Annotated in this window: 13 protein-coding genes and 2 CRISPR repeat arrays (1 of these 15 cut by a window edge); all 13 genes read left to right on the forward strand. The window is 44.3% G+C overall.

Features of this window, described 5'->3' with window-relative positions; genetic code table 11:
- Positions 1-132: 132 nt before the first annotated feature.
- The 13 genes from MHB49_RS06085 (at position 133) to cmr6 (ending at position 13,445) form a co-directional block, all read left to right on the forward strand.
- Complete coding sequence (locus MHB49_RS06085; RefSeq protein ID WP_405155440.1) at positions 133-1,047, forward strand: hypothetical protein; 915 nt, start codon at positions 133-135, stop codon at positions 1,045-1,047.
- A 473-nt stretch (positions 1,048-1,520) separates the two neighbouring features.
- Positions 1,521-1,709, forward strand: coding sequence for a hypothetical protein (locus tag MHB49_RS06090; protein ID WP_405155441.1), 189 nt, complete (start codon positions 1,521-1,523; stop codon positions 1,707-1,709).
- Positions 1,706-2,059 carry a DUF4825 domain-containing protein gene (locus MHB49_RS06095; protein ID WP_405155442.1) on the forward strand — a complete coding sequence of 118 codons (354 nt, stop codon included), beginning with the start codon at positions 1,706-1,708 and terminating at the stop codon, positions 2,057-2,059. The genes MHB49_RS06090 and MHB49_RS06095 overlap by 4 nt, the downstream gene beginning before the upstream one ends.
- Before the next feature lie 132 nt (positions 2,060-2,191).
- Positions 2,192-2,962: an amino acid ABC transporter substrate-binding protein gene (locus MHB49_RS06100; protein WP_405155443.1), complete on the forward strand. Its 771-nt coding sequence runs from the start codon at positions 2,192-2,194 to the stop codon at positions 2,960-2,962.
- 109 nt (positions 2,963-3,071) lie between these two features.
- Positions 3,072-3,734 carry an amino acid ABC transporter permease gene (locus tag MHB49_RS06105; RefSeq protein ID WP_405155444.1) on the forward strand — a complete coding sequence of 221 codons (663 nt, stop codon included), beginning with the start codon at positions 3,072-3,074 and terminating at the stop codon, positions 3,732-3,734.
- A 62-nt stretch (positions 3,735-3,796) separates the two neighbouring features.
- Complete coding sequence (locus MHB49_RS06110) at positions 3,797-4,552, forward strand: amino acid ABC transporter ATP-binding protein (protein ID WP_405155445.1); 756 nt, start codon at positions 3,797-3,799, stop codon at positions 4,550-4,552.
- Between the two features lie 224 nt (positions 4,553-4,776).
- A CRISPR array of direct repeats spans positions 4,777-5,753; the repeat unit is 33 nt; unit sequence GTCGCACTCCGTATAGAGTGCGTGGATTGAAAT.
- Positions 5,754-6,056: 303 nt separating this feature from the next.
- Entirely contained in the window at positions 6,057-7,037 is a 981-nt protein-coding gene (locus MHB49_RS06115) for a DUF6602 domain-containing protein (protein WP_405155446.1), read from the forward strand.
- A gap of 31 nt (positions 7,038-7,068) precedes the next feature.
- On the forward strand, positions 7,069-8,031 hold the full coding sequence (gene cmr1 / locus MHB49_RS06120; protein WP_405155447.1) for a type III-B CRISPR module RAMP protein Cmr1: 963 nt from the start codon (positions 7,069-7,071) through the stop codon (positions 8,029-8,031).
- Positions 8,018-9,700, forward strand: a complete 1,683-nt coding sequence (gene cas10, locus MHB49_RS06125; RefSeq protein WP_405155448.1) for a type III-B CRISPR-associated protein Cas10/Cmr2 — start codon at positions 8,018-8,020, stop codon at positions 9,698-9,700. Before cmr1 ends, cas10 begins: the two co-directional genes overlap by 14 nt.
- Positions 9,672-10,832 (forward strand): type III-B CRISPR module-associated Cmr3 family protein, encoded by a 1,161-nt coding sequence (locus tag MHB49_RS06130; protein WP_405155449.1) that lies wholly within the window; start codon positions 9,672-9,674, stop codon positions 10,830-10,832. The genes cas10 and MHB49_RS06130 overlap by 29 nt, the downstream gene beginning before the upstream one ends.
- Before the next feature lie 39 nt (positions 10,833-10,871).
- Positions 10,872-11,852: a type III-B CRISPR module RAMP protein Cmr4 gene (gene cmr4, locus MHB49_RS06135; protein WP_405155450.1), complete on the forward strand. Its 981-nt coding sequence runs from the start codon at positions 10,872-10,874 to the stop codon at positions 11,850-11,852.
- 1 nt (position 11,853) lies between these two features.
- Entirely contained in the window at positions 11,854-12,303 is a 450-nt protein-coding gene (cmr5, locus tag MHB49_RS06140; RefSeq protein WP_405155451.1) for a type III-B CRISPR module-associated protein Cmr5, read from the forward strand.
- Positions 12,300-13,445 carry a type III-B CRISPR module RAMP protein Cmr6 gene (gene cmr6 / locus MHB49_RS06145; RefSeq protein WP_405155452.1) on the forward strand — a complete coding sequence of 382 codons (1,146 nt, stop codon included), beginning with the start codon at positions 12,300-12,302 and terminating at the stop codon, positions 13,443-13,445. The genes cmr5 and cmr6 overlap by 4 nt, the downstream gene beginning before the upstream one ends.
- Positions 13,446-13,638: 193 nt before the next feature.
- A CRISPR array of direct repeats spans positions 13,639-14,394; the repeat unit is 33 nt; unit sequence GTCGCACTCCGTATGGAGTGCGTGGATTGAAAT (it continues 159 nt past the right edge of the window).

Below are 14,394 nucleotides of genomic sequence, written 5' to 3' on the forward strand. Positions count from 1 at the left end.
GTCATTTTTCGTCTCTATTCCAAATTCATAAATTTTAGCATCAAAATGATATCTCAGTAAATAATTTAAGGGCTTTATATCGTGGTTTAATAGCTACTATAAATGATCTCATTTTATAATTTAGGAGGCCCTATGAAAAACCTGGATTTGTTGCTCAATTGTAAGGTAAGTCAATATCAAGAATGTATCGAGTCTTTATTCAAATCTTTTAATCAGGCAAAAAAATCATATTCTTTTCTTGATAATTCTTTTTATCAAGAACTCGTGACAGAAGAAAAAATAAAAAATATGGATAATTTAACAAATAATATTTATTGGACAGAACTTTTGCAACGTGTACATATGTGTTCCAGCATCAGTATAATTAGAAACTACAAGTGGTTACAGGGGGTTAGTTCAGCAGTAGAAAACAAAAATTTTTTAGCATTCGCTGCCTCCCTTAGAGGGCTAATTGTAGCCGCAGGCGATAGCTACCATAGCCTACATGCCATTTCTAAAACTTTAGCGGATAATTACAAGATGATTAGACTGGCTGTTCAAAATAGATTACCAGAGACTATTCTTATTTCGGATGATCTTGAAAAGGATCTATTACATTTTTCTGAAGCAAAGAAGTGGGGAGAATTCTCACCTAAAAATGACACGGAATATATCAGTATCAAACCGATGCTAAAAAATAAGTCACTTCAGAGAGAGATAACCGATTGTTATAAAGAGCTTTGCGAATTAACTCATCCTGCGTCAAGAACTGTATATTCTTTTCTACAATCTAACAAACATGATTCTAACATTAAAATGCTTGAAATAAATTCAGACGAGCGCAATATAAAAGAATTCTGTTCTAGATACAAAAATATTTTTATAGAGATCTTATACGCGGGATTTAATCCAGCTTTAATTAATCTTCAAACTCTTAATCAATTCCCTTATTATAAAACCCAGACTACATTTAATATTAATCTTAATAACGTTAAATTGTGGGTTGACGTTAAAAATATAATTAATGAAACAGTGACAATGATGAAAGTAGAAAAAGAGTTTTATTAATTCCAGGCTACTCTCTTATGTTAAGGACTCTTGTCTATGGGAGAATAATGTAGTTTTGGGGATTCTGATGTACAGTTAGAAGCACCGTGAATGGTGCTTTTTTTAAATTCTTAATTCATCGATGTTTGAGAAACGCTATAGCACTGGGATTTCATCAGAAAGTACAGAGCGAGGTTGGGAATTTTATTATGGAGGTTAAGTTCGATTAGATAACGTGCAAACTCCTTTATTTTTATAATAGGCTCATAAAATCATTCTAACCTACTGAGAGTTGAATATTGTAAATTTTCTGAAGTTATGAAATTCTCATAGTTTCAGAGTCCATAGAGTAAACAAGATCTTGCTCGAAGTGAATATCATAATTCAGCGTTGCTTTCATATTAAAAGAGAAGTCTGTTAAATATCTAAATATCCCGTCTTAAAAACCGGAGGGCGTATCGGATCATGGGCAAGTATGAGGTAGGTGATGCCATATGACAGGAAAGAATAAATGGATTATTGCATTAGTCATTCTTGGTATCTGTGGTGTCGTTGTGGTTGAGGGCGTCGTCAATCCAAGAATAGCGGCGAAGCAGACACAGTATGAAGCAGAGCAGCAAGATCCGTTGACCCATGATTTTGCGGCATTAGCATGGGAGATTTCTCCAATCTCAGCCATTTGAATCAAGCCTTGCCTCTAAACGACCAATTGTATGGGTATCAGTTGTATCCAGAGACATTTACGGCTCAGATCAACTACAAGATGAATACCAGCGAGATGAAGCCCGAAGAGTTGGAACAAATACTTGTATATAACGCTGCTGCCAATTTTGTATGGATTGATAATTTGGAGCATGTTCTTTATTCATTTGAGGATGTTCAATATACTTTGAGCCGTGAAGCTGCCCAGCAATGGGCCGGAACGGAAATGAAGACGCTTCAGGAACCGGAGGAGTGGGATTCAGCTGTACGTAAGAAGCTGGTGGAACCCGCGCAAGTGAAAGAAGCTTTTTCACAAATTGTTGACAATTGACCAGAATAGATACGAATGAACTTGGCAACATGCTCGACTCTTCTCCTACGCTATGTTATTATAAGACTCTGATAACGTGGTAACGAACTAAAGCGTTTGGGTTTTGGTTATAGACATGGAGGGGTTAGAGAGATGAGAAAACAAGCGATATTTCTATTATTGATCAGCATATGCATGATTGTTGTTGCAGGTTGTTCCAGCTCGGGAAGCAAGAACGATAATGCCATTATTGTGGGAATCGATGATAAATTTGCTCCAATGGGCTTCCGGGATGACAAGAATGAAATTGTTGGTTTTGATATTGATTACGCAAGAGCAGCAGCGGAGAAAATGGGAAAAGAAATTACGTTCCAGCCCATTGACTGGTCTTCCAAAGAATCGGAGCTCAACAGCGGCCGCATCGATCTGATCTGGAACGGGTACACGATTACGGATGAGCGGAAAGATAAAGTGCTGTTCACGAAGCCGTATCTGGAAAACAGTCAGGTTGCAATCACACTCGCGGACTCACCGATTACGAAGCTGGATGAACTGGATGGCAAAAATGTAGGCTTGCAGGCACTGTCCTCAGCGGCAGATGCACTCGCGGCAAGTCCTTTGAAGGATAAAGTGAATGCTTCCGAATTCCCGGACAACGTACTGGCATTGACTGATCTCAAGACGAAACGTTTGGATGCTGTCATCATCGACGAAGTGGTCGCGAGATATTACATGTCCAAGGAAGAGGGAACATTCAAACTGCTGGACGAATCCCTTGCTCCGGAACAATACGGCATTGGTGTGAAAAAAGGCAATGAAGAACTGCTGAACCAGCTTCAAAAAGCACTGGACGAGCTGAATGCCGATGGCACAGCAGCCGAAATTTCCACCAAATGGTTTGGTGAAGATGAAGTTTTGAAATAGGATCAGGCCACTTGCCTGACATATGTAGTAAACAACATGACCCCGGATTCCAAAAAGGAGTAAGTCTCCTGCGGAATGCGGGGTTAACAGATTAGAGGAGCCGATTGCGATGAGCTGGGATTATTTATTGGGCGTCATGAAGCCCATGCTTGAAGGGGCACAGACTACGATCTTTTTATTTTTGCTGGCAATTATAGTATCTGTACCACTTGGATTTGGAGTAACCTTATTGATGAAAAGCCGCCGATTCAAGCCACTGGCATGGATTGCTCATACGTACGTATATGTGATGCGGGGGACGCCGCTGATGCTTCAGCTGTTGTTCTTCTGCTTCGGTCTGCCGCTCCTTCCAGGCGTAGGAGAATATCTTGTATTTGACCGCTTCACGGCTGCAGCACTGGCTTTTATTCTGAATTATGGTGCCTATTTTGCTGAGATTTTCAGAGGTGGATTGCTCTCGATTGATAAAGGACAACATGAAGCTGCACAGGTACTGGGTCTAAGCAAATGGCAGACGATGACGAAAGTCATCATCCCGCAGATGTTTCGGGTAGCATTACCTGCTACTGCAAATGAATCCATAAGCCTTATTAAAGATACAGCATTGTTGTACGCTGTTGCTGTACCTGAGCTGCTGCATTACGCACAGGCCGCAGTAAACCGGGATTTTAAATTGATGCCATTTGTTATAGCAGCTATTATGTATTTGCTAATGACCATGGTACTTACCTTGTTCTTCAAGGCACTGGAGAAACGTTATACATTTGAGTAAACGCACACGGAACAGAAGTTTATGAAGTTATCCAATCTCATCAATTAAAGGACTGTCTGCATATGACACATATTATAGAAGTGAATCAGTTAAGAAAATCATTCGGTACACTTGATGTGCTGAAGCAGGTATCGTTCCACGTGGAGCCTGGTGAAGTCATTGCCGTAATCGGGCCTTCCGGTTCGGGTAAAAGTACAATGCTGCGCAGCCTCATTCATCTGGAGGATATTTCAGGTGGCACTATTCGCATTCAAGGCCAGGCGCTGGCTGAGAACGGATCGTATGCAGGTGCCGCGAATATTCGGAAGATTACGGATCGCATGGGCATGGTCTTTCAGCATTTCAACCTGTTTCCGCATCTGACGGTACAGGCGAATCTGGAACTGGCACCGAAGGCGTTGAAAAAAGAAAGCTCGGCGATCATCCGGCAGCGCAGTCTGGAATTGCTCGGTAAAGTAGGGCTGTCCGACAAGGCTGATGCGTATCCCGCCAACCTGTCCGGTGGACAGAAACAGCGCGTAGCGATTGCTCGCGCGCTGATGATGCAGCCCGACATTCTCCTGTTCGACGAGCCGACCTCGGCACTCGATCCCGAGCTGACCGGAGAAGTGCTGCGTGTCATCAAGCAGCTGGCCCAGGAGAACATGACGATGATGATCGTCACCCATGAGATGAGCTTTGCCCGCGATGTCGCCGATCGCGTCTTCTTCATGGATAACGGAGAAATCGCCGAGGCTGGTCCTCCGGAGCAGATCTTCGGCAATGCCAAGCTGGAGCGCACACGCACGTTTTTGCAGCGGGTAGAGGTGGAAAGGTAGAGGACTGAACAGGAGTATGGGCAGGTGCGAATGCCAAGCTCCCATGAAACCCCCGGGAGATTCGCACCTCACTATTTGTCGAAAACGCCATATTGTGACCTTTTGGCAACAGATGCTTGAATATATTGAGTTTTATATATTAAAATGGTTGTATGATTAGCAAGGAATAGTGAAAGAACGTAATGATATTATTGAAAATAGTATCATTACGTTCTTTTTTCGCTGTCGCACTCCGTATAGAGTGCGTGGATTGAAATTTTAGGGACGGGACAAGGAATTCCTTGATCATGACGTCGCACTCCGTATAGAGTGCGTGGATTGAAATCCTGGTGAAGAAATTGAATCCAAATAAAGAAAGCCGTCGCACTCCGTATAGAGTGCGTGGATTGAAATTACTCATATAACCGCCTCCATGTCCGTCTTGAAAGTCGCACTCCGTATAGAGTGCGTGGATTGAAATCAATTCCACCAATGCATTGAGGTCATATAAAAATGTCGCACTCCGTATAGAGTGCGTGGATTGAAATATCAGAAATATACACATTATTATAAATTGCATCTAGTCGCACTCCGTATAGAGTGCGTGGATTGAAATATCAGAAATATACACATTATTATAAATTGCATCTAGTCGCACTCCGTATAGAGTGCGTGGATTGAAATCTCGCGTACAATCTCCGTCTCATTCATCGCACCCATGTCGCACTCCGTATAGAGTGCGTGGATTGAAATTCTCCGTTAAACGCGGTCATTGGCAAGTTAGAAGTCGCACTCCGTATAGAGTGCGTGGATTGAAATTCTGGATCAAATACGTAAGGGAAGTCTTCCGTACCGTCGCACTCCGTATAGAGTGCGTGGATTGAAATTGGAGTGACCGATGCTTTTTCCAATATGGTCACGTCGCACTCCGTATAGAGTGCGTGGATTGAAATCTCGCAAAATCCGTCGTGTGTCTTCGCTCCGCTTGTCGCACTCCGTATAGAGTGCGTGGATTGAAATATCTTTTGAATTCGAGCTTCAAGTGATTGCATGTAGTCGCACTCCGTATAGAGTGCGTGGATTGAAATTATCCCTCCTATGTTATAAGTCCAGTACAGCCAAGTCGCACTCCGTATGGAGTGCGTGGATTGAAATCGCTGTATGATTGTATTATCATGTGAGGTAACAAGTCGCACTCAATACGAAGTGTGTGGATTGAAATAACTTAGGATGTATCTTAAGGATGTTGTACACTGGGTTGAGCTCTATACGGAAAGCGTGGATTGAAATGCTTCGAGGTACGCTGTGTATTCTCCAGGCCATAGTCGCACGCCGTATGGAGTGTGACATTTCTTTTTCCATTTATTTAAAATGGAGTTTGTTCTGAACAGTCTGCGATACATTGCAGGCTTTTTTGTGTTAGTAAAAAAATAAGATGCAGGATTATGTAAATTATTGCCGAATTTAGTCATGTGGATTTGTTTTGGTTTCGACCCAATCGATGAAATGACAAGGAGACAATAATGTGAACAACAATCCGCTTAAACTTATTGCCGACAATTATAATGATCTCAACGCTATGATGGTCAAGGAAATAGAGTTGGCGACTGCTCATCCTGGATTGACGGGAAGCTATCGAGAGGAAATGTGGAGGAAATTGTTCCGCAGCATGATTCCACTTAAATTTTCCTTCGTACATGGCGCTATGATTATTGATTCTGATGGTGGGATATCGAATGAAGTTGATATTGCTGTAATTGATGAACAATATACGCCTTATATATTTCAGTATCACAGCTTGAAGCTTATTCCGATCGAGGCTGTATCCATGGTCATTGAGTGTAAGAGTACAAGTTTACCTGAAGAGCAGCTAATAGAATGGGCCAAGAGTATTGATGATCTTAATGCCAAAAATACCGGAATCGCCAGAATGGCAACGGGTTACTCCATAGGGGTTACCAACATAACGCAATCTAAGACACGACCAATCAAAGTCCTTGTCAGCATTAAAGAGTCTACAAAAGACGTCACCATAGAGGCTTTGAAAGAGAGGCTGGGTGACCATTTTGATTTTATTGTGCAGGAACAGGTCAATGTGGTTGCCCAGAATAAACTGTTTCAGTTATTGGTTAAACATGAGGACAAAACATTGGGCTGGTGGGGAAAACGTTTGAATGAGCACAAGGATGTAGACCAATTGAAGGATTTCGTGAAAGATCCACTCCCTCTGCTCGGTTATGTAAAAGAATCGGGAGTCAAGGAACTTAACGATTCCGGATTAGAAGTAATTTCAGTTGCTGCAGTTAATCCAGATGCTAAGTCTATAACATCAACAATAACGAATACACTTGAGGATTTGGTGATCCAGGGAAACCCCTTGCTGACCTTAAATCTACAATTGAATCAGTTACTGATGTTGATGAACAACCCGATGCTATTCCCTCATTTTGCATATGCAAAAGCATTTAATAAGTTAAATGAAAATCAAGATATCCAGAAACCATAATCATGAAAAAATGTAAAGAGGAGACGTGAGCATGGACAAAGCACTCCTTGATGAACTTATGAAGCCGAGCGCGATAGCCAAGCGAGATTATCGGTTTGAAATCCTTACGCCAATGGTTGTCCATGGAGCGGGTCAGAGAGGCGATCAACGATCATCATCGGAATCCGAATTTCGGATCTCCAGCCTTCGCGGAGTTCTGCATTATTGGTGGCGAGCGATCCGAATGGAGCAAACTCGGAAAGAGTTGCTGAAGGAAGAACAATCTTATTTTGGCGGAACAGATGAGGGAAGCGGGGGGAAATCTCCTGTTCGTTTTTCTTGGGAGTCCCAGAAATTAAACGTACATCATAGCGAGTTACTTCCTCATCGAAAATTACAAAAGAAAAATGGGAATAAAAAACAAGCTTTAAACCCAGGACAACAAGTGAATCTGCGATCAGAAATTAGAAAAACAAGTTCGAAGAATTCGGAAGACGACTACCATCACATGCTGGAACTTGTCTTTATGATCGCTAGTATGGGGCAGAGATCGAGAAGGGGTTTTGGGGCAATTCAATGGACAGAACACCATTTCAGGACAACTGCTGATTATGCTGAACATTTGAAATCTGTCCTTCTAAAGCTGGATCGTCAAGCCGAAATCAAATGTGGAGGTCAACAAATTATCTTGACGGATGCACTCCAGTTGGAGCGACCAACACTATCAGCGGTTTGGATTGGAGAGGGAGAGAGGGAATACATAACGGTATTGGAGAAATTCGGATTGGCATCCCATGAGAGAAGGGGCGATCCTGGACTTGGAAGCATAAAATCGGGGAAAGCAGGAAAGCGTTGGGCTTCTCCGCTCTGGGGTACGGTTCGACGAATCGGGGATCAATACTATCCTGTTATTTCCGAGTTGCAATCAAAGGAGACTTCACGAGAAAAGAGCTATGTGGTACAAAGAAACCAGTTTCTAAAGCACATGGGGGTGAACATTGTTGGACAAGATTGATCGTTATTATGCCATTTTCGCGATCGGGCCCGTGCAATCCTTTATTTCCGCTTCGCGTAAGTTGGAAGATTTGTGGGGTGGCAGTTATCTGCTCTCGTATTTAATCCGACAGAGTCTTGCATCAATCAGGCATATTTGTAATGAGCGTCAGATGACCTATCAGATTATTTATCCTCATTATAGTCCAGACGAATCGGATCAACCTGATGGGCGATCGTTGGCCGTAGCCAATTATCCGAATCGAATTACCTTTATGCTGGAGGCTTCGGAAGAGAGTGCCGATCAGCTGATGAGACAGCTGGAAACAAAGGTGCGCAATGAACTGGTAAGAATCTCTGACTGGGCTGTGCAAGAGGTGTTTGATGACCATACTGCGGAAGGCCAGAGACGTGTAGAACGATTGAAAGTTCAGGCCGCAGAACAGGTTGAGCGATTCCTGGAGGTGAACTGGATTGCTCATCGTTGTGACCTGGAAGGGGATTTGAATCGCCAGGAGACGGAGCAGCTATTTCATGAACTCAAGGGGCAACGATCAATGCATTATGTGCCTGAGCAGGGGATTGCCTGTACGGTGTACCAACGGATGGATGCGCTGTGTTATGAAACCCCTGTGTCCACAGATCGTTACGGAGATATGAAGAAGAAGCTGCAAGCTACTTGGGGCAAGCGTAATGTGAAGTATAAGCCGAGAGATCTGGAAAACAAAGATAAAGCACGTATACGGGACAATGAATTTCTGTGTGCGATAAGCCTGGTGCGTCGAGTGGCTCGGGATTTTTTCAGGCAGGAATTCGATTGTGATCCTCATTTGTTTGCCAAGTATGAATCCGTCGTTAACATTGGCACGGATGAGGATGGATACTATGCGGTACTTCTCATGGATGGCGATAATATGGGGCAATTTTTTAATGGTCTTGAGGATGAGGTCAGGAATACAAGTCAGCAGCTGAGTCGGTTCGCCAGCCAGTCGGTTCCTGCCATCGTACAGGAACATCGGGGCGTATTGCTCTATGCCGGAGGGGACGATGTACTTGCACTTTTTCCAGTTGAAGAGGTGCTATCTGCCGCTTACAGCTTGCGGGTTGCTTTTGGTGAAGCCGAGAGTGGATTGAAGGGCGCCACTGCTTCAACTGGAATAGCCATTGGTCATAAGAGAACACCACTTCAACAGATGTTGAATGAGGCCAGAGAACTGGAAAAGGCTGCGAAATCGTATACCTCATCCAAGTTTGGTGATCCTGTCAAAAATGCGTTTGCCCTGTCTGTGCTGCCACGTTCCGGAGAATACCTGGGCCCTGCTGTACTTCCCTGGGAAACGGAAGGCATTATGCTGACTAAGGAACTGACTCATGTGGTGGAGCTTCTCAGTCATGTCATCTCGACTTCATTTATCTATGAATTTGCTTCCACCTTTCAGGCTCTCGTGGGTTCCAAAACGGATATCGAACCGGAATATTTGGAAGAGATGGTTCTTCTGGAATGCTTCCGACTTATTGACCGTTCCGTGTATGACAAGTCTTTGAGACAGGAGTTGCGGCAGAACTTAATTCATGTTCCCTTATTGCATCGCCAGTTAAGGTTGAAAGGCTTCATCGACTTGTTAAAAATAATGGCTTTCTTCAATAGAAAGGAGAAATCAAGTGCGACTATTGACATTAACGCCGGCTGATTCTTTTTTCTTCAAAGGTCATATGATGTCCGAGATGGGGCTGCCGTCGCAATGGTCAGGTCTGTTTCCTCCCCGCCCGAATACGGTGTATGGTGCGCTCAGGTCTGCGTATATACACCGATTCAGTACGTTTGAGCAATTTCGTAAAGGAAGCGACTCACAGATCAAGGCATGGATGGGAACGCCAACTAGGATGGGGACTTTTAGGCAACAGGCCGTTCTAATTAGGCAAAATAACGAGTTGCTTCTGCCTGTTCCGATGGATTATCGGATCATGCGTACAACATTGGAGGACGGTCAGTCCATGCTGGTTGCTGATGCTTTGACCCTTAAAGAGAACAACTCACTCTCTAATGTCAGTGCCGGATACACGCTGACCCGAGGCGACCAAGCTGGAAGGGCAGGAAAGGATGTAGACCATAGCGGTCACTTTGTTACGCTTGGACAATGGCAACAGGCTGTATTTCATCATAAGCAGATGCAGGATATCATTTCCTTATCACAGATCGTGGACGATTATATGAAAACAGGCATTAAAATTGACGCTGCCACGAGCAAAGCCGAAGATTCACATTTTTTTCAAATGAAGATGCTGACGATGAGACAGGATTGTGAACTGGTGTCTCTTGTATCCGATGACGGTCCCGACTTTTCGGAGGTGCCTTTGGTGAGTCTGGGAGCAGAGAACAGGCCATGGTATTTGCAGCAAACAGAGATGGAATGGAGCCTCTGGTCTTCTAATCAAATGCAACAATTGGAACAATCACTTTATGAAACATCAATTGCCAGAATCATTTTGTTAACTCCGCTGGTACTCCCTGAGGATTGTCCGCTGACAGACCGCGATGTACCTGCGGACTGGATGTGGGAACTGGTTAACGGCGTACAGGTGCAGTTGGTGACCTGGGTAACTGGACGTCCGGAATTATATGGAGGGTGGGATATCGTTGCCAATCGGCCAAAGCCGCGAACGATGATGCTCCCAGCAGGAACCGTGTTTTATGTGAAGGTGCGTCAACCGGATATTCCTGCTCTGCTCCAGGCCGCTAGTGGTTTCACGCTGTTTGCGGGTGAGACGGAGGGACGGGATCATGAAGGATTTGGTTTTGCTGTGATTGCAGGTACCCAGTAACTGGTTTGAAAGAAGTCATACGATATAGGAGGCGTTCACTTGTTTACCAAATACCAACCTTTTTTGTTATATGCCGTTACTTCGGTACATGCCGGTAGTGGAAGTGAAATTGGCATTGTCGATCTTCCCATTCAACGTGAGAAGCACACGGCTTACCCGAAAATCGAGAGTTCAACTCTAAAAGGCTCATGGCGGCGCTATGTAGCTGAAGGCGTAGGTAATGATCCGCAGGAGGTGGCTGATTTCTCCGCTGTGTTTGGTTCTGCGCCGCGAGAAGATGAGACGAATGAATCACAGGCCAGTGCGGTTTCATTTTTGGATGCACGTATTCTACTGTTTCCAGTAAGGTCGATGCGGGGCACGTTCGCTTGGATCACTTGTCCGTATGTGCTGAAACGCTTCAATCGCGAAATGAACATGTTGAACGCTGCACGTAGCGAGGATATCAGTCAATGGCTGCTTCCAACTGGAGTGCCCGGTAGTGTGTCTGGCAAAGCGCTTTTGGTGGATGCAGATTCGTCTAAGAAGGGCAATAAATCGCAGATCGTTCTTGAGGAGTATACGTTTGAAGTCGATGCCACGGAAGAAGCGAAGAAACTGGCTTTTAAGCTGGATAGACTGCTTAGTCAGGATGGAGAGTCGATTGGTGTTGAGGAGCGGTTGGTCATTCTATCAGACGATGAGTTTGCTGATTTTGTGGAGATGTCTACAGAAGTGAACGCACGAATTCGAGTGGAGGACAATGGTCAAGTCGATGGGGGGTTATGGTATGAGGAAAATATCCCGCCAGAAACTGTGTTTTACAGCGCCATCTTGTTTGGAAACCCACGTGAGCCTCAGAAATACGTGAAAGTAACGAAGGATCGTGATAAAGCTGCAATACATAGCACGTTAAAAACGGCAGATGATGTGGAGAACTATATCATTAGGGACAAGTTCCCGGAAGTTTTTCAGCTAGGCGGTTCCTATACTATTGGTAAGGGAATTATGCGTAACATCCGCCTTAAGGAGGGAAGCTGAGATGAGCAATCAGATGCAGTTAATGCAGCAGATTGAAGGCGGGCGAGCCAGCTTTGCGTTCCAGGAAGTGAAGAAGGCGGTCGATCAATTAGACAAAGACAGTACGAAAGTCAAACTTTATTCTTCTTATCTCAAGCGTCTTCCCAGCATGATACAGGTGAACGGTTTGGGTCAGGCGATGGCTTTTTATTATTCCAAAAAAAATAAAGAGGCTCAGTATGGTCTGATCTACAAATCCATTAGTGACTGGATTATAAGCAAGTCGGAGCTTCCTTTGGACCACAAAAAGGAGTTCATGGACGCTCTGGTTGAACTGAACAGTGAACCCTATCGGAGAGTGACGGCCGAAGTCATGTCTCTGCTGAACTGGATGCGCAAGTTCGCTACAGGCATGCATGCTGAATTGGATGACCATAAATCCGGTTCATCTGATGAGAGAGAACGCTTATGAGCCGTGCAGTCGAGAACAAACCGGACATCTATCATCCTAAGGATACAGCCAAGATCTGCCGTAATCATTCCAAAGCAGATCATCTATGGTATCTCCTTCATTATCAGCAGGATGTTAGCGAGGAGAAGGGTGTATTAAAATTTGGTAAAAAGAAAAGTGGTTTCAAAAACAACTCGCTATCCGAGATAATCAGATTGGCTCAAGCTGCCGAAAAGCGTAGGGAGTGTGCATTGAACACTATGGAGTCGTATCAGTATCTTAGGGTGTTTCAAATGAAAGGCTCCTCCCTTATGGTACATGGTCTTGGAGGTTCACATGTTACCGACAACAGTTTGACGATTCATCCGGTGTATGGTGTTCCTTGCCTTCCTGCTTCCAGTGTTAAAGGTGTCGTGCGTCGCTGGTTTGTAGATGCTCTATTTGAGGGCGAGGTGGAAAATTTGAAAAATGCTCAGACCCCGAAAGCTGTGCTTGGACGGGCATTATTCGGCACGGGAGACCAGCAGGGAATGCTTCAGTTCTATGATATTTTGTTCCATGAAGGCCTGGAGATCAAGGTGGATATCTTGACTCCGCACTTTAGCGAGTATTATTCCGGTAAAAATTCTCCTAATGACACACTGTCACCTGTACCCAACACGTTCTATGCTGTTAAAGTCGCTTCAGCCAAGTTGATGTTAACTTTGCATAAGCACAAACTCGCGGATTTGCTAGTTAAATTGTCTATCACGGCGACACAATTGATGACAATGCTCGAATCATGGGTATCGGCTGCTTTTCGAGAGTTGGGAGCAGGCGGGAAAACGTCATCGGGATATGGACGATTTACGAAGCTCCAAGAAGTATATGGTACGCCTATACAGGAGGACGATGCGTTTGATCGCGAAATGGAGGGTCTGACGCCGGAAGAACAATTGATATTGAAGATCGGGCGGCTGACTCCCTCAGACGAAGATATGAATATGAGCAAAACAGATATCTATCGTACGGTTGTGGGAACCAAAAATGTAGAGGGTGCTAATCTGTTAAGACAGTATTGGATGGAGAGAGCGTCTTGGGGGTTATCTGCAAAAAAAATGTCTAAAAAGCAGGCTGACAGATGCAAGATAATCCAAGATATTATAGTTTCAGCTGAAACTTGAGTGCGAATGCCAAGCTCACATGATTTTTCCCGGGGGATTCGCACCTCGAAAATTGTCGAAAGTGTTATTGTTGTGACCTTTTGGCAATGATTTTCTTGGAATAATGAGGTTAATTATATTAAAATGTAAGTATTATGTGTTGAAATACCTGAAATGCGTAAGTAGACTACGTCGTGTTACGTCGTTTTTCGCTGTCGCACTCCGTATGGAGTGCGTGGATTGAAATATTCAGCTTAAGCAGCCGCATGATTTTGTCGCTGGTCGCACTCCGTATGGAGTGCGTGGATTGAAATGCTTGTAAGCCGTCCAGTAGTATCTCAGGGCCGTGGTCGCACTCCGTATGGAGTGCGTGGATTGAAATACCACATGCACTTAGACATTCGCATGCAGTACATTTGTCGCACTCCGTATGGAGTGCGTGGATTGAAATCCATAGCCTGTCCCTCACTGGCAAACGATAAAGCGTCGCACTCCGTATGGAGTGCGTGGATTGAAATCCTTAAAAATAGACTCAATCAGGCTTTTGCTATATGTCGCACTCCGTATGGAGTGCGTGGATTGAAATCTCGAATTCAAAAGCATTAGAAGTCGCTAAGGTCGTCGCACTCCGTATGGAGTGCGTGGATTGAAATCCTCTCTCTGGATACTCCGCAGGCAGCGTCAGCGTGTCGCACTCCGTATGGAGTGCGTGGATTGAAATTTTTTTATTGGACACTCATTTACGCTTTTGACATCGTCGCACTCCGTATGGAGTGCGTGGATTGAAATCTCGAATTCAAAAGCATTAGAAGTCGCTAAGGTCGTCGCACTCCGTATGGAGTGCGTGGATTGAAATTGCGCCTTGGTAGCTTTGAGGAACAGCTCACGCTCGTCGCACTCCGTATGGAGTGCGTGGATTGAAATTATCAACATTGTCATCCATTTGCTCATCTACATATGTCGCACTCCG

It is taken from the genome of Paenibacillus sp. FSL K6-0108 (assembly GCF_045040695.1).
GTDB classification, from domain to species: domain Bacteria; phylum Bacillota; class Bacilli; order Paenibacillales; family Paenibacillaceae; genus Paenibacillus; species Paenibacillus pabuli_B.